The sequence below is a fragment of the Peribacillus huizhouensis genome (assembly GCF_014138605.1).
Taxonomy (GTDB): domain Bacteria; phylum Bacillota; class Bacilli; order Bacillales; family DSM-1321; genus Peribacillus; species Peribacillus huizhouensis.
The window spans coordinates 23,310-40,898 of record NZ_JACJHX010000005.1 but is presented as its reverse complement, the minus strand read 5'-3'; the positions used below and the strand labels follow the sequence as shown (position 1 = coordinate 40,898).

General features: G+C 36.3%; 10 protein-coding genes. 6 read left to right on the top strand and 4 right to left on the bottom strand.

Features of this window, described 5'->3' with window-relative positions:
- The first annotated feature begins 167 nt into the window (after nucleotides 1–167).
- From HNP81_RS09660 to HNP81_RS09650, 3 genes are all read left to right on the top strand, one after another.
- Nucleotides 168–1,610 (top strand): MBOAT family O-acyltransferase, encoded by a 1,443-nt coding sequence (locus HNP81_RS09660; RefSeq protein ID WP_182502500.1) that lies wholly within the window; start codon nucleotides 168–170, stop codon nucleotides 1,608–1,610.
- 11 nt (nucleotides 1,611–1,621) lie between these two features.
- Nucleotides 1,622–2,677, top strand: coding sequence for a hypothetical protein (locus tag HNP81_RS09655; protein WP_182502499.1), 1,056 nt, complete (start codon nucleotides 1,622–1,624; stop codon nucleotides 2,675–2,677).
- Between the two features lie 261 nt (nucleotides 2,678–2,938).
- A complete protein-coding gene (locus HNP81_RS09650; protein ID WP_182502498.1) occupies nucleotides 2,939–4,522 on the top strand; it encodes an S-layer homology domain-containing protein in 1,584 nt (527 codons plus the stop codon).
- A gap of 448 nt (nucleotides 4,523–4,970) precedes the next feature.
- Here the strand turns inward: HNP81_RS09650 and HNP81_RS09645 are convergent, their stop codons facing one another.
- Entirely contained in the window at nucleotides 4,971–8,483 is a 3,513-nt protein-coding gene (locus tag HNP81_RS09645; RefSeq protein WP_182502497.1) for a S8 family peptidase, read from the bottom strand.
- Between the two features lie 274 nt (nucleotides 8,484–8,757).
- On the opposite strand from HNP81_RS09645, the gene HNP81_RS09640 reads away from it, so the two are divergent.
- From HNP81_RS09640 to HNP81_RS24605, 3 genes are read left to right on the top strand one after another with little or no spacing between them, the layout of a single operon-like run.
- Complete coding sequence (locus tag HNP81_RS09640) at nucleotides 8,758–10,911, top strand: 5'-nucleotidase C-terminal domain-containing protein (RefSeq protein ID WP_182502496.1); 2,154 nt, start codon at nucleotides 8,758–8,760, stop codon at nucleotides 10,909–10,911.
- Between the two features lie 50 nt (nucleotides 10,912–10,961).
- Complete coding sequence (locus HNP81_RS09635) at nucleotides 10,962–11,315, top strand: nuclease-related domain-containing protein (protein ID WP_182502495.1); 354 nt, start codon at nucleotides 10,962–10,964, stop codon at nucleotides 11,313–11,315.
- Nucleotides 11,266–11,973: a nuclease-related domain-containing protein gene (locus HNP81_RS24605; RefSeq protein WP_182502494.1), complete on the top strand. Its 708-nt coding sequence runs from the start codon at nucleotides 11,266–11,268 to the stop codon at nucleotides 11,971–11,973. The genes HNP81_RS09635 and HNP81_RS24605 overlap by 50 nt, the downstream gene beginning before the upstream one ends.
- A 155-nt stretch (nucleotides 11,974–12,128) precedes the next feature.
- On the opposite strand, the gene HNP81_RS09625 is transcribed toward HNP81_RS24605, so the two are convergent.
- The 3 genes from HNP81_RS09625 to HNP81_RS09615 form a co-directional block, all read right to left on the bottom strand.
- Entirely contained in the window at nucleotides 12,129–13,031 is a 903-nt protein-coding gene (locus HNP81_RS09625; protein WP_182502493.1) for an S-layer homology domain-containing protein, read from the bottom strand.
- A 260-nt stretch (nucleotides 13,032–13,291) separates the two neighbouring features.
- Complete coding sequence (locus HNP81_RS09620) at nucleotides 13,292–14,959, bottom strand: S-layer homology domain-containing protein (protein WP_182502492.1); 1,668 nt, start codon at nucleotides 14,957–14,959, stop codon at nucleotides 13,292–13,294.
- A 262-nt stretch (nucleotides 14,960–15,221) separates the two neighbouring features.
- A complete protein-coding gene (locus HNP81_RS09615) occupies nucleotides 15,222–17,354 on the bottom strand; it encodes a choice-of-anchor I family protein (protein ID WP_182502491.1) in 2,133 nt (710 codons plus the stop codon).
- Nucleotides 17,355–17,589 lie beyond the last annotated feature (235 nt).

Genomic DNA, 17,589 nt, shown 5'->3' with positions numbered 1-17,589 from the left:
AAATATGAAAATTTTTCTTCTAATGCATATATTACCGTATAAATACTAAATTTACCATTAAAAATCCTATAAATCCCCTAAAAAATGTATTGTTGTATCATAGAATTATATATAGTATGATTTATTAAGATTTTTCAATAACTTTAGCTGCCTGATGAGGTGATCCCTTGATATTTAATTCATTCGAGTTTATCTTTTTGTTTTTACCAATCGTTTTTATCGGTTATTTCGCTTTAAATAAAGTAAACTTTACACTTTCAAAGGTTTGGTTATTCCTTTCATCCTTGTTCTTTTATGGTTGGTGGAACCCAATTTACCTTCCTTTACTACTTTTTTCCTTAATTGTGAACTACATTATTGGTACAACCCTTGGAAAAATGAAACAGCCAATGAAGAAAAAAGCACTACTAACAATAGGTATTTTATTTAATGTTGGTTTATTGGGGTATTTTAAATATTACGACTTCTTTATTACAAATGTAAATGCAGTATTTGATACAGATTACCGTGTGATGAATCTTATACTTCCGCTAGCGATTAGTTTTTATACCTTTCAGAAAATCCCTTATTTAGTAGACTCCTATCAAGGTGAAACGAAAGGTTACCATCCTTTAAATTACGGTTTATTTGTAAGCTTTTTCCCACAATTAATCGCTGGACCAATTGTTCAGCATGGCGACGTGATGGCTCAATTCGAAAACAAAGAGAACAGGAAAATAAATGCTAAAAATATTGCTACTGGGCTATTTGTTTTTGGTATCGGTTTGTTTAAAAAGGTAGGAATTGCAGATACTTTTGCCGAGATAGCCAATGCTGGCTATAGTAATCCTGCTACTCTTACTATGGTCGATTCCTGGATAACTTCTTTATCTTATACATTCCAGCTCTATTTCGATTTTAGCGGATATTCTGATATGGCAATTGGTGCTGCCTTACTATTCAATATTAGACTGCCTATTAACTTCAACTCTCCTTATAAAGCATTAAGTATTCAAGATTTCTGGAGAAGATGGCATATGACTCTTTCGAACTTCTTGACACGTTACATCTACGTCCCTCTCGGTGGAAACCGCAAAGGTCTAGTACGAACATATATAAATATTATGATTGTGTTTTTTGTGAGTGGAGTTTGGCACGGTGCTGGGTGGACATTTATCATCTGGGGATTAATGCATGGCATTGCAAGTGTAATTAATAGACTTTGGGGACAAGCAGGATTCAAATTACCGAAGCTCCTAGCTTGGTTTATTACTTTCCAATTTGTGAATGCGGCTTGGGTTTTCTTCAGAGCCCCTTCCGTACATGATGCTATTATGGTTTTAAGAAGTATGATTGGTTTGAATGGACGTGTACTTCCTACAGATCTCCAACACACCTTTTTCAACCAATTAAACATTCCATATTATGATTTTACTTTGGATGAAAACTTCTTTTGGGTAGTTGGTATATTGCTTGTTGCTTTTCTTATTTCTGTGTTCGCAAAAAATTCGATGTATTTCAAAGATCACTTAAAACCAAATTGGATTTCGGCAATCTATATCTCTGCATTAATTATTTACTCAGTATTCCAGTTACAACAAGTATCTGAATTTCTATACTTTAACTTTTAGGGTGAATGCCTATGTCATACAAAAAATTTGTAATTATTATTATGACCATTATTGTACTATTTGTTGGTAGTTCTGCTTCCTTCATTTATTTTATTGATCCTATGTGGACGTTTGGTCATAAAAATACGTACAATGATGTACAAACCGTTATTGATGAACGGCAACAAAAGCCAAATGCTATGCATTTTCAACCTTTTGATTATGATACGCTTCTCCTTGGCAGCAGTCGCTCTACGTATATTAATCAACATGACTTTAAAGGGATGAAGGTTTATAATTTTTCAGCAAGTAACCTTTCCGTGCGGGAGTATGCCCCTTTTCTTGAGTATGCTACAAAACAAAATGGAAAACAGTTTAAACGGGTTATTATCGGAATGGACTTCTTTAAAACGAGTAAAAGTGAAAGCTCATTTAACGGAAATTTAGATAAATATATCGAGACATTGAATGAACCCTTATATCGTTACAAAAATCTACTTTCATATGATTTATTGAAGTATTCGTATGAAACTTATAAAATGTCCAAAAATAATGTGCCGATGGAAGAAAGAACTTATAATCGAGACAATGTTGCCAACGCAATGCGGGTTGATTCAAAATTAACAATTGAGCAAACAAAGGAAAAAATTGAAAAGTTCCGTGATGAATTTTACGGTAGCTCTTACGATTATAATCCTAATATTAAACAGGTATTATTAAATTTAAAGGCTGCCTACCCAAATACAGAATTTATCATCTTTATGACTCCAATTTCGACTCCATTATTTAAGGAGTTGGTGGATCAAGGTCTGTTGCCTTACTACGAGCGTTGGCTCACAGAAGTAATCGATGTGTTTGGCGGAGTTTATAATTTTATGTATCCTAATACTGTTACAAATGACATTAACAATTATTTCGATGGTCATCATTTTTATCCTGAAATTGGTACATTGATTGCTCATCGAATTGATGGATCAAACGAAGGCGTTCCCGAGGATTTTGGTCAATATGTTTCAAAAGAAAACCTTAAGGATCATCTAAAATACGTTGAATCAAAAGCTAGTAATATTCATAATAGTCTCCATTAAAAAAGAGACCTAACTGACGGACCTGATTGTTAAACACAATTAGGTCCGTTTTTTTATGAGCAGGCCATTAATAAAAAATTGACTTAAATCCATTATTATTTCCAATACTTACTTTCACTTCAGTTGGTGTTCACTTATTTTTTACATTTTTATTGATAATTGCCAATTTGGAGTTATCATTAAATATAGGACATTAGATACGAGTAAAAGATAGGTTCTGTCGCTATAATGAATAGAATTTAAAGAGAGAGGGAGATTTCATTGAAAAGGTTATTACATATCTTGATGGCTATATCATTGTGTCTTGTCATATTTGTTATTCCAACTGGATCAGCCAAAGCTGATGGATTCCAAGATGTTTCGAGCTTTAAGAAAGAGATTGACTATTTGACTGAATTAAAAGTGATCAGTGGCTATTTAGATGGAACATTCCGTCCATCCGTGAAACTTACACGTGCACAAGCCGTTGTGATGATTATGCGTTCCATTGGCATGCCAGAGTCAGATTACAACATAAAAGATCCCGGATTCTATGATGTAAAGCCAACTAGTTTTGGCTATAAAGAAATTGCAGTTGCCTCGGGTGCAGGGATCATTAATGGGAAAAGCAAAACACATTTCGATCCAACCGGGAATATCACTCGTGCTGAAATGGCTAGAGTGATCGGGAACGCATTTAAACTGGAAGGTGTGTATGAGCCTGGTTTCAAAGACGTCCGCACAGACTACTGGGCATCCTCATCCATCTCATCATTGGCAGCAAACAATATTACCGTTGGATATAATGATGGAACATTTCGTCCAACACAGCCGATTGATCGCGCCCAATTTTCAGCATTCCTTGCGCGAATTATGAAGCCGAATTTCCGTCCCTCCACTGGAAAGCCAGCACATTCCATCGTGGATCTGACAGTAGAATCAACAATCGTAGATCTAGTGAAAAATCCGGATAAGCCGATTGTTTACTATATTGATGGGAAATCAAAATCACTTATCATGCTAAACCTGGAAACGAAATTCAAAAAGGTTGTGAAACTGACACATCCTGCCGAAAAGCTCGTGATTAAAAATGGAAAAATTTTCGTGACACAGCTAATCCAAGCAAGAAGCCCTTATAACTTCATGGAGATGCAAAAAGGACTCATCAATGTATACGATGCTGCAAATCTTTCTTTCCTGAAAGAAGTAAATGTAAACATCGATCCTTTTGACATCGCTGTGGATGATGAAGAAACGCTAATTATCTCATCCGGCTCCGACCAAGGCATTCATTCAGAGATCCATACGTATAGCTGGCAAACGTCAGAACAATTATCATCTGCAAATCTCTCTCCAAAACAATTAATTGAACTATCACCAACACAGAACAAAATTTATACGGTTCATAGTTCGCATTATACCGGTACAATGGAAATATTCAGTTTAGTGGAAGGTAAAATCAAGAAGGAAATCATGGTACCTCGATTCTTTGATACTTTGAAATTGAGGGGCTATGCCCAAATGTCTCCTGAAGGCAAGGTTATTTATAATGGAGATGGAACAGTATATGCATCAAGCAACGTTCCTTCTGAAGATCTAGCTCCTCTTGGCAAGCTAGCCACCCCATTTACAACGATGACGTTTAATGAAACAGGAAAGGACATGTATCTGGCTGATCGCTCAGAACAGATTTCTATTTATAAATACGATACATTGGATCCCACTTCTACTTTGCGCGCCTATGGCAAGATCGATCGTCTGGTTTATGTAGAGGAAACAGAAGAACTTTATGCATTTACCAAATTTAAACACGAAGGTTCCAAAACAGAATCCATTTTGTTGGAACGCTTTAAATTTGGAGAATAAAACAATAAAAGGTGCATATTACCACCGACTAAAGTCAATGGGAATATGCACCTTTTTCTATGTGTACGACGCTCTCTGAGGATATAATGTGTCTCAAAGTGGATTTTATTGCTAAAGATAAGCGTGAGAAACTATACAGATTACCAAAAACCTTTTCTCCAACAAGGAAATGATGCTAAAGATATCAGACGAAGTTTCAGCTTTAAAATTAATTGTTTCCAAAGGGGGAATCGGCAGTACACATTAAATATTAGCTGTTGCTGAGTAAGAACTCATTATATGAACATCCATCTTGTGTTACAGGCACATGCAAGAATAACAGGCTCATAGGAAGCACCTAAGTTTGTTCCAATTAGAGATTACACCCATGCCGGGCACACCTAAAAAAGTATGAGTCCAGTAAAATACTGAACCCATACCTAATTCAAACTGTTATTATCTATATCTATTAATTCATATACAATTTAAGCGTATACGGATCTGTACTTGCATTACCGTGGCTATCTTTCACTTCAATATAGTATTTCCCTTTTTTCAGGCTTAGGTATAGTGCTTCCTCATCTCCCATACCATAGTAATCAGCTTGTGCAACTAATTTACCATTTTGATAGACAGATATTACTCCGTCCGTCGTTTGCCCTCCAGCCAGTTTTATAACACCTGTACTATCTTTCGTAAGGGTATGTTCATACCAATCCGAATCACCGTTTGGAACGCCAGCATTGAAATAGCCTTTTGCTGTTCGAAGCAAAGATTTCTTATCTTTTATCAATTTTAAAGGTTTTGAAGGAGTTTGATTCTTTACTACCGAATTAGCATCTTCATCCTTCGTTATTGCATCGACAAAAGTAAATGTGTACGGAACCATTGAGAATGGTAGCATATCCATAAAATAACCTTCTGTTAAAATAAAATAGTTATGGCCTTTTTTCAAGTTAACAGATCCATAAATTGAGCCATAATTCCCCTTATCAATATAAGTAGCATTTCTAAACTCATTATCATCAAGTTTTCGGTTATTATTTCGGTCTTCAATAATAGTGACAACTCCAGCATATTGGCCCAATAATTCCTCTGGATATGCCTTTTTCATTGCATCTGTAATTGGTTTTGATTTTACCGAAACCCCTTTGATGCCCGATTGTGTGGCTTTATAATAAAAAACATCAATATCGTTTGGCAGAGCAAAGTTTCCGGTAAAGGAAGCGCCCGGTAAATCCTTCACATGTTCGAAAGAATCATTGTCTTCGTATTGATCTTGAGGATTATGAACAATAGCCTTTGTAGTTAACTCGTAAGGCTCAAATGAAATACCTGAGATTTCATTGTAGTAATTATTTTGAACGGCAATGATATATCTTTCTCCCTTTTTAACACCAGTGTAGCTCTTTTCTTTAACAGCAATCGTGAAGCCACTCCAATTCGTATTGTCGCCTATATAAACCAAGTTAAGCATCGGTTCTTCCTTATTTGATTTATCTTCCACTACTTGATAAATTTCTATTAATGGAGTTTTATTTTCAATATTTTTCAGTCCCAACTCAATAATCGCTGTTTGTTCCGGTTTCACTAGGAATAAGTCAACATCACTATTACTCTGTAAAAATGCAGATGTTGATGTACCGATTTTGTATGGGATCGCTGCGTCCAATTGACTTTGGACAAAAGCATTTTGCTCTTCAATGTACGGATCAGCAGCTGATTGCACGGCTGCACGGATATTAGCTACAATTTCTTCTGATTCTGGAGTATCCTCATTAACGATCCTTTCATCTCCAATTGTTGGATAGTTGTCCTCATCCACAGGAAGCGTCTTCGTATCAATTTTCACTTGATAAGGAATCAGAGATTGCTCTATTGCTTCAGATTGATCAAATGTTTGACCCATTAACAGCATAGAAATCAATTCGATAATCCCAAAATAATTCGTCGGTTTATTACTAGCTTTTAGAATATATGTACCTGGCTGCGCTGCGAAGCTAAGCTCTACTGCGTCCCCTGCTGCCCCACTGTTCGAATACGCATATGGATCATTATATTCTTCATCTTCTAATATTAACCTAAGCATCTCTGCTTTTTCTTCATCAGTTAGTAGATCTTCTTCATCTGGAGGAAAGATGTCATCCACTTTATACACACTTAGGTTTGGTTTAATACCAGGGATACCTGTTAGATTAATTTTTACTGCTTTTTCACTTTCTATTTCAAAGGTAAAGTAATCATTATCCTCTTTGTCACCTGTAAAAGTATGACGACCATTTGATTGATATGGTAAACTATCAATCTTAATCATCTCTTCAATAGACGAATCGTCCTCAGGCAATGTTTTCGCAGTTTCAACAGTTAATGAATAGTTCGAACGCTTAGAAGTAGCTGAACTATAGTTGCCATTTACATCCTTAACGCCAATTGCCACAGTTCCACTAAATGGAGCCTGTACTAGCTTTCCTTCCGTTTTTCCTGCACCTACTGTATTCACATCAATTTTTTCTACTTGATTTTTATCGCCATATAAATGAATCATCATTTTGTAATCATAGAGTTCTACTCCTTTAAGAACCGTTTGGATGTAGTCCCCTTTTTCAACTTTGAATTGGATCCATTTTTGCTCAAATGGCTTTGTAATTTCACCTGCTATTACTTGTCTTTTGCTCATATCTACTGTTTTGGCTGATTTAATAATTTCATTCTTTGTCCAATTTTCTTTCACAAAAGTTGGAATGTTCTTCGGATTAAATTGCAATGCCGAAACAATATTAACCAAGCCATTTCCATACTTTAAATCATATCCTTTATCTCCAAGGTCCGATGCAGTTTGTTCTAAAATATATTCTACCTGTGTCGGAGTTAAATTAGGATATTTAGATAGCAGCAAAGCAGCAGCTCCCGCAACAACTGGAGAAGCCATTGATGTCCCGCTCATTTTAGTGAAGCTTGATGGTTTGATAAAATCATAGACTGTACTGTACACTTCATGCCCCGGTGCTACAACATCAACAGATGCTCCGTATGTAGAGTAATTGGTTAATTTTTTGTTTTGATCAACCGCACCAACACTAATTACTCCTTCATAGGATGCCGGATAATTCGCATAGTCTGCTCCGTCATTCCCCGCAGCAGCAACAATGACGACACCTTTTTCAATCGCCTTGTTCACGGCTTCTTCAATCAATGGTGATGGTAAAGGACCACCAAGGCTCATATTGATTACTTTCGCTCCATGTTCAACTGCATAAAGGATGCCCTCCGCTATTGAATAATCAGTAGCAAACCACCCATCGAATACATCAATTGGGAGAATTTTCACATTCGGTGCGATACCATATCCACCAATCCCGTTGTCTTTATTCGCTGCAATAATTCCAGCTACGTGAGTACCATGTGAGTCCGCAAAAGGCTGACTTAAAGGATCAACGGCATTGTAACCAGGTAGTAATGTATTTTTCAAATCAGGATGCTTTCTATCAATACCCGTGTCAATAACAGCAACTGTTACAGGGTTCTTCCCTGCAAGCGATTGCGCTTTATCCACATTTAGCATAGACAAATGATATTGATCGATTACTTTCGGATCAACCGTACCAAATGACTTGTACAATACGCTTGCAGTCACTAATTGAACTTTGCTGTTTTTTTGATAATATTGAATGACTTTGTGGATGTTTTTCTTATCTTTTACTTTAACTACGGCATAATTTAATTTTGGAAATTGTTGAATAACAGTTGCCCCAGCTTTTCGATGTTCAGTAGCTGTTAATGGTTTAGTATATTTAATAATTAAACGATCCTCACTGAACTGCTGCTTTTCTTTCTCATTAGGCGTTTTGCCTTTACCAATAGATGTTATACTCGCTGATTGAATAGAGTTACTTTCGACTGCAAATGCATTAGGCGCAGCAAAAGAAGCTAGTAATATAGCACTCAAGCCCACCGCCGCTATCTTTCTATAAATTGACTTCAACTCGTTTCCCCCTTTACAATCTTATCATTGTAATTATATATGTTTTATCCTATTTTGGAAATATAATCCTAAATTAATGTACATACTATTTAGAATAAAGTTGCACATCTTTCAACAGGTACTTGATATCCCTTTATATTGTTAATTTCCTGTAAATTTTTCAAAAATATCAAATTAGTAGATGTTATTAAGGCAAAATTTATTATAAACTACACATGTCAAACTCTTTTACGTATGGTCGAAAATAATGTTTAGGAAAAGTGAGGTTTGAAATATGAGCTACAGAACAAAATCATATCGTCAATTTATAGCGACAGCAGCTGCAGCAACACTGATTACAGTTGCCTTGTCACCAATTTCTAATGCTGCAACCCCTGAATTTACAGACGTTTCTAAACGTTATAAAGAAGCGATTGATTATGTTGTATCTAAAGGAGCTAAGGGTATTACCAATACTTCTTTCGGTACTCAGAAATTCATTACACGAGCTGACGCAGCGATACTTCTATCAAATGTTCTCGAACTGAATACAGAGCACGCTCCTAATTCTGGATTTACTGATGTACCAGCTCGTGCGGTTCAAGCAGTCAATGCATTAAAAGCAATTGGAGTTACTGCTGGAAAAACAGCCACTAGTTTTGATCCTAACAGTCCTATTACTCGCGGAGAATTAGCCATTTGGATTCAAAAAGGCTTTGAACTAACTGGAAAAACAAATCTTAATTTCACGGATGTTTCAGAACGTTATCAAACGGCCATTGAAACTTTAATTTCTAATAAAATTTCTGAAGGTACTTCCAAAACTTCATTTGGAACTACTAAACTAGCTACTCGTGGTGATTTCTCAATCTTTCTTCAAAAGTCAGCATCTGTAACTGGTTTGGATGATGAAGACTATAAACTATCACTCATGCATACAAATGACACACACTCCCATGTGGAATTAGTAGCGAAGAGAGCTACTACAATTAATGAAGTTCGTGTCAGAAAGTCGGAACCATTGTTGATCGATGCTGGAGATGTAATGACTGGCACACTGTATTTTAACGAATTCCAAGGCAAAGCTGAATTAAAGTTCATGAATGATATAGGTTATGATGTCATGACATTCGGAAACCATGAATTTGACCAAGGTTCTAGTAATGAAGGTCATCAATGGCTTGTCGATTTTATAAAAGAGGCGAAATTCCCATTCGTAAGTGCCAATGTGGACTTCTCTAGCGACAAATTATTTGATGGCTTGCAAGAAATCGGAACATATTCTGACAATCCAGAAGACGGAAAAATTTATAACGGAATCATTAAAGAAGTAAACGGAGAAAAAGTCGGAATCTTCGGCTTAACAACTGCAGAAACAGTAGAAATTTCAAGTCCTAAAGATATCTCCTTTAAAAACTATATTGAAGAAGCAAAAAATTCCGTTAAAGCTTTTAAAGAGTTAGGAATTAATAAAATTGTTGCCGTTACACATCTCGGATACAATGATAATATTGAATTCGATAATGATTTAGAGCTTGCAAAACAAGTTGATGGTATTGATGTAATCATCGGTGGTCATTCCCACACTTTATTAGAAAAACCAACAGTCGTTTCAGAAGGTAAAGCCGAGCCAACGATTATCGTTCAAACGGGCGAGTATAATAATTATGTAGGAACACTTGATGTGAAATTCGATAAAAATGGTAAAGTAATCGGACAAGCAGGTAAGTTATTAAGTGTGAAAGAACGCGCTGAAGATCCAACAACAGCGATTGCCCTAAAACCGTATGCAGATAAAATCGCCGAAATTCAGGCGGAGTCTATTGGAGTCACAGCTGTTGAACCATTGAATGGAGCACGTAATTCAGTTCGTACAAGTGAAACAAACCTAGGAAACTTGATTACGGATGGCATGTTAAGCACTGCAAAAACGATTAACCCTGATACAGTCATTGCCATGACAAATGGTGGCGGGATTCGCGAGTCTATTGATGCAGGTGATATAACGATAGGGGAAGTCCTAACTGTTATGCCATTTGGAAACACTTTAGGTATCATGAACCTAAAAGGATCTGAAATTATTGACGCGCTAGAACACAGTGTAAGCCAAGCACCTGAGGCATCTGGAGGCTTCCTGCATGTTTCAGGCATGACATTTAAATATGATAGTAGTAAAAAAGCAGGTAACCGAGTTGTGGAGGTAAATATTAAAGGTGAAGACGGTAAGCTTTCTCCTCTTCAAAACGATGAGTCCTACATCGTTGCAACGAATATTTTCACGGCTAAAGGTGGAGACGGATTCGATACATTCGCTAAAGCATATGCTGATGGTCGTGTGAGTGAGCCTGGTTTCACGGATTACCAAATGTTTATTAACTACTTAAAAACGTTCGAGACTGTAGACCCTAAAGTAGAAGGCCGCATTATTGATGTTTCTGCTGCGAAATAAATCGTTCAATTTCTCCTCCCGGGAATTTATATGCCCCGGGAGGTGTTTTGGTGTTACAAGAATACTTAAAAGGAGCAACGTATATGATCGTTAAGAAACGGATTTTACCAATCTACCTTCAGAAATTGCAGGCTTTAAATAGACGATTACCGTTTGATCATCCAAAAAAATTGGAGATACAAGCCGAAATTTCCAAAAATCAAGCTGGCTATAATGGCGAGCAGTCTCTAGATTATCATTTAAGTTTTATCTCAAATACGGGCCACCTCATCCTGCATAATGTAAGAATATTAGGCGAAAACTATTACTTTCAAATTGATACCCTCATTCTGACCCCTCGTTTTTTCTTAATTATTGACGCAAAAAAATTACTCGGGTACTCTACATTTCGATTCTACTCATAGCCAACTTACACGAACACTTACTAATGGGAAAGAGGATACTTTCCCCAATCCAATTCCGCAAGTTGAAAGACAAAAGCTTCAATTAAAACTTTGGCTTAAAAGGAACAAGATACAATCCATTCCACCGATAGAGTGTATTGTAGCGATTACTAATCCATACACCTTAATAAAGACCGCTCCGAATGATTCTCTTACAAAGAGAATCGTAATACATAGTATCCACATCCCTAGTAAAGTCGATCATTTAAATGATAAGAATCAACAAGTTATTTTTACGAATAAAGATCTCCGTAGAATATCACGATTGCTTATGAAACAAGATGAACCATATGATCCTAATATACTTGATCGATTTGGTATACACGCGGACTCACTCTACAAGGGCTGCCATTGCCCACAATGTTCTGCACTACCAATGAATCGATTTCGCGGAAAGTGGGTTTGTATGAGTTGCTCCTTTTCATCCAGAGATGCCCATATTCCCGCTTTAAAAGATTACGCTCTCCTCATACAGCCTACGATAACGAATCAAGCACTCCGGGACTACCTAATTCTCCCTTCTACTTCGATTGCTTCCAAACTACTTACTTCTATGAATCTCAATCATTATGGGACAACGAAAGGGCGGGTATATCAGCTTACGTTTGATGAGGAATAGTATGGTATATGGGGTTTTCGATTAATTATTTGATATTTGGATTAATTATGTAGGGTTTTCGATTAATTATCAGTTTTCTGGATTAATTATCAGCGAAATCAGATTAAAAAAAGACAAGCATTCCATACTCTCGGAACGCTTGTCTTTGCTATTATTTATTTAGTCTTGTAGTTGAATGGTAACTCAAGATCATCGATATAGATTGTACCTGCTTCGCCAGCAAAATCAGTATGTGTAAAAGTTAAAGACATACGGTCCTTAGAAAGGACTCCATTTTTCGCTGCGGAAGTTACATACTTGCCATCTTCCAATTCAGCAATAACAAATAAATAGTCAGTCAAATCTGCTGCTGTATAATCTTCAGGCACAGCTTCTGAAAAATGAATACGCATTGTTTTGGAATCAATTAAATCCGCTGATACGATGCTACCATATTCTCCTTCTAAACTAAACATAATAGAATTGTATAACAGATTAGCAAAATCACCACGTGTAATATTTTGTACTGTACCGTAGCTTGTAGCCGTCTTACCAGCAGCAATACCAGATCCGTAAAGTGCTTCAATATGCTCCTTAAATACCCCACCTACATCTGTAAAAGGAGTTTCAATTGCATATTCAGATAGATCAAAGCTAAGATTCAAAAACTTCGCCATTGCACCGCGTGTTAATGGTTTCGTTGGTTCATAACGGTCTGCCGTCACACCAGAAACAATCCCGGCTTCTACAAGTGCGTTAACTGAGCCTGCAATACGCGGAAATGTATCTTTAAATCCTGCATTCGGAGCGCTCTCTGTATCTAGCTCTAATGTATTAGCAAGAATGACCGCTGCATCGCCTCGAGTTAAATTTTGACTTGTACCAAACTTAGTCGTAGAAACCCCATTAATAATTCCTACTGTATATAAGAAATCAACTGCTTCTGCATAACGTGAACCTACATCCGTAAACGAATAGCTTGGCTCATAATCAGATTCTGCGTGAGCAGGCGTTGCAGCCGTTGCAACTAAAGCAATTGTCGCAGCAGCTATTATGTACTTCTTAAAAGACTTAAACATTCAACTCATTCCCCTTTCAATCCTATAAAACTATCATTTCTCAAACCATACAGATTCGTTACAATCTTGTAATATGTTTGTAATGTGATTGTACCAGTGATTATCAATTTGGAATAGAGTGAAATTATTACCATTTTTGAAATATATTTTCAGACTTGTTCTCACTACTCCCATCTATATTTTAAATCACAAAAAATGGCATCAGCCTTTAATAAGGTGATGCCAAGTGGATATGTTCGATCTAACAGTTTTCACACCTTTTAATCCTCTTTAACAAATGTAGGGTAACTAAACCCTTGCCCCTGAATTAGTTCTAAAATATCGGCTCTCAGTGGTTGTTTCATGCTTTTAAGATATAATAATTTCGATTCAATCATTTTATCGAAGATTTCACTTCTCTCTATACCTATTTCTGCAAAAAGCTCCTGACTCAAAAGAAGATCGACTAAAGTCAACCACGGATAATCTCTTCCATTAAAGATCATTTCCCCGTTTATTTGATACCATAAATCTCGATCTTCTCTAATCCAGTCGGGATATAAAGCTTCAATCCCCTGCTTGATTGCCATGGCCGTATCATAATAACGCTTATCTTTTGTCTGCTGATAAGTTTCAATAAGAAAACGCATTTCGCCAAGAGCATGGTTCAATGAAACATGAGTTTTCTTACTTCCTTCAGCATAGTAGTCTGCGATTAAATATCCCGCATCATTTATTCTGATGACATTCCCAATACTATTCTGATCAACTAAAAAATCGGCGTATTTCTGATTAGCTGAAGCAAGCTTAGGGATTGCAAATAATTCACCCGTATTCTTTAAAAATAATGCCACGTTCTCATTATGCCTTGTATCGATATATGGAGCAGTCGTACCATAAGCATTTTTCAACCATGAACTCGTGTACTCCGTTTTAAAAACAGGTACGTCTCCCGCTGTAACCGCACCATCTGAAAACACATCCAAATCTGCAACAGAATTGAAGACTAAATCATAAAAATACCTTTCATTTGTCTTCTTATACTCATCTAAGTACTTACTCCCCTGAATATTACCCAAATTCCTACCAAACGCCATTTTAAAGCCAGGGTCTACAGACCAAGGAAGTTTCGAATACACTCCGTCTGCAGTCAACCATTTATTAATCGTTGTATATTCCTGAATACTTTTCGTAAACCAATTCTCGATATTTTTACGATCTTTAAATAACTGGTCATTCGCTAACAAAATCCAGTTTTCAGAAATTGCCGCTCCTGGAACTTTTAGATTTGTTCTTAATAAAACTTCATCTTTCCCTGCCGATATCTTGTAGCTTTCCCATTCTTCAATAAATTCCCGAACGGTTGACTTTTGCCCATTCGAATACGTCTTCTCTCTATTATAAGAAGTGTAATTTTTACTGATCATTGCTGATTGAAAGGACTTGTCATTTTTTTGCACTTCTAACAATCCAATCGGATGTGAGGATGGATCGGTCCCAAATGTATTATTATGTTCTCTCTTCACTTCTCCATATTCATCATAACGGATTTCATGATGTGATACTGAATCTGCAAATGGTAGCTGTACCGATGCCCGATACTCAGCTTTACTTGTGTTATGTATTTTTGTAAAAACAAAAACATCCCCGTTATCCAATTCTCTGAATGTAACGTTCAAAGAACCGACCGATTGATTTTGTTTGGAAATATCGTATATATACTGATAATCGGTAGACGATATATGTTTGAACTCCGTTTTTTTATCATAGCTTAACGTCATATCTGCTTCATTTACCTCTATTTTCACAGATTTTAAGCCACTAGGTAACTTCAATTCTATTGAGTTATTCGTCTCAACAGTATCTTGTTTCATTTTGCCAACATATATTAGCAAAAAGAAAATAAATAGTATAAACACTATACAAATAAGTACTAGCCTTTTTTTCATAATACCCTCCCAAACCCTCACAAGACATTGATACATATTATAACAAAAACAGGATTTTCAAGCACCACCAAGGATTTCACCTTTTACTTTATGCTTCTTTTTGGATATTGAAGATTCATCACCTAGGCTTACATTACTTACCACATCTCCCCTCTTCCATTTGTCTTTCTCGTTTCTGGGCTATAAGAATTAATCCCATTAATTACCAACAACAAAATAAAAAGCTCTGCCTTCTATCAAACAGGCAGAGCGAAATGGAATCTTATTTTTCAATTAATTGGGCTAATACAGTTGAAGCTTCTGCACGAGTTAAAGATTGTTTTGGATGAAAGCTTCCGCTACTTCCTAACATTAAACCCTTTGATTGTAATGCATATACAGCTTGTTTTGCATCTGCATTCATCTTTTTATCATCTTTGTAAACGGTCGTTTTACTTACATCAAAACTTTGACCATTTTGTACTAAGTAATTGTAAATCGCAAGAGCAAACTCTTCTCTAGTAATCGATTTATTAGGAGCAAATGTTGTCTGATTGACCCCTTTAATGATTTGTTTTTCAGTTGCCCAAGCAATTCCGTTCGCAAAAGGAGAAGAAGAATTTACATCCTTATATGTTGGATTTGTTGACGCTTTTACGCCACCAGCTAATCGATTTAATACAACCGCAGCTTGTCCTCTTGTAAAGCTTTTATTAGGTGCGAATGTTTGTTCAGTTACACCACTAAATAATCCTGCTTTTGTTACTGTGATAATTGAATCTTTTGCCCAATGTTTTTCAATATCTTTAAAGTTTACTGTAATTTCTGGTGCTTTCTCCTCTTCGGCAAGTAGATTCAATACGGTCACTGTTCCACTTACTTCATGACCGACAACTAATTGAGCATTGCTACCTGGCACAAAAGCTAATCCTTCTGGTGAAACATCACCAGCAATATCTTCACTAAAGTCACGTAAATTTAAGTAATCAACAAATTTAACATTGGATGGATCTGTAACATTGTACATCATTACTCCACCAATACGTTCTAAACCGATAAATGCAAAGATCTCATCACCGATTTTCCCGACTTTCACATCTTCCGGTTCAGGTCCTTTTTTACCGCTTCTATTATCTAGCTTCACATTATCATTACTAGAATTGAAGTATTCAGGGTAAAATTGTGCTGTAATTCGTTCAAAATCACTACCGCTATCATACACGACTTCCATTGTATCTGCGTCAATGATCGAGAATGAGCGTCCACCAAAAATGTATTCATACCCTGACTCAAAACCATCATAGTCAGTAGTATCGTAGAAGACAATTTCATTGCCATCTACTTCTTTTTCGATTTCATTTAGGTGGAAGTTCTCCGTATCTTCCTCCCCCCACTCACGGGCATCCCCTTCATTGGCAGTGACAAGATAGTTTTTCCCATTTACACTATATATCGTCATTCCGTCAGGCATATAAATACCAAAGTAGTTTTCGTTTTGAATTTTGATTTGTTTATCTTTGCGTAAATCGATCTCATTCCCTTTCACACTAAAATCTTTAAATCCTAGTCCATCAATGGAAACGACTTCACTAGAAGTAAGGTTGATTTTCGCAATTGCATTATTTTCCTGTAATGTTACATATGCATATTTACTATCATCACTAACTGCAATATATTCAGGTTCTAGATCAACGGAAGGTGCCGTATCTTTCTTTAAAATCACTTGTTTTTTTACAAGTCCCGCACGTTTCTCTGCGCTATCATAGGCTTCGAAAGTGATGGTCTCAGTTTTTGTATTTTTAAAGCCTTTTGAAACATCTATGACAGAAATCGTACCTTGTGGATCGACAATATTCGCCCCATATCCACCACGAGGTTCTCCTTCATTTGCCGTTAAGGCTTTTGTACCATCAGGAGAAAAAGTAATGTTATCCGGTTGTGCACCAACCTTCACGGCATTTAACAATTTCCCATCACCCGTTAAAAACACTGCGTATCCATAATCATTATACCCTTCAGCTTGTACAGACACGGCAATCACATTTTCATTTGGGTGAACAGCAATACTTGTTAAGTCGCCATATTGGAAATTTGCATCAACGGTCTTTAATAGTTCAGCAATATCGATTGATAGAAATGGTTTTAATGCAAGGGCAGATTTATCACTATATTTCAATGAAATAGCCTCTACCTTTTTCGTCTTGCCATTTACTACATATGTAGAATGATTATGTTTATTATACGAAACAATTTCCGTTGTTCCACCATCTGCGTTTTGAACACCTGAATCATAACGTGCATCTAATGATAGCTTATACTCGTGATCTGCCGCGTCAACCAAATTTGAAGGTGCTACCACTACCGCTCCCGCCATACTTAAAGCAAATAGTGATTTTGAATTAATATATTTCGACATTAATTATGTACCATCCTTTTCCTATTTTGTAATAGTTTAATAGAATTTTGTTAAGGTGATATTAAGTGAATCTTTAGTTTTGTAAACTTCAGATAAATCTGACTAAAAACATATTCCATGATTATTGTCGTTACGGTGATCCTCTTCTTAAGTAGATTGTCAAATGTGAATCCAGTAGTTCCTTCACCTTTAGTAACTACTTGACACTACTAATCTTGATATATTAAGGATTCTT

Excerpts from the sequence above, each read along its gene's own strand:
- HNP81_RS09655 (WP_182502499.1), top strand. The coding sequence starts at position 1,622 with ATGTCATACAAAAAATTTGTAATTATTATTATGACCATTATTGTACTA.
- HNP81_RS09640 (WP_182502496.1), top strand. The coding sequence starts at position 8,758 with ATGAGCTACAGAACAAAATCATATCGTCAATTTATAGCGACAGCAGCT.
- HNP81_RS09625 (WP_182502493.1), bottom strand. The coding sequence starts at position 13,031 with ATGTTTAAGTCTTTTAAGAAGTACATAATAGCTGCTGCGACAATTGCT.
- HNP81_RS09620 (WP_182502492.1), bottom strand. The coding sequence starts at position 14,959 with ATGAAAAAAAGGCTAGTACTTATTTGTATAGTGTTTATACTATTTATT.
- HNP81_RS09615 (WP_182502491.1), bottom strand. The coding sequence starts at position 17,354 with ATGTCGAAATATATTAATTCAAAATCACTATTTGCTTTAAGTATGGCG.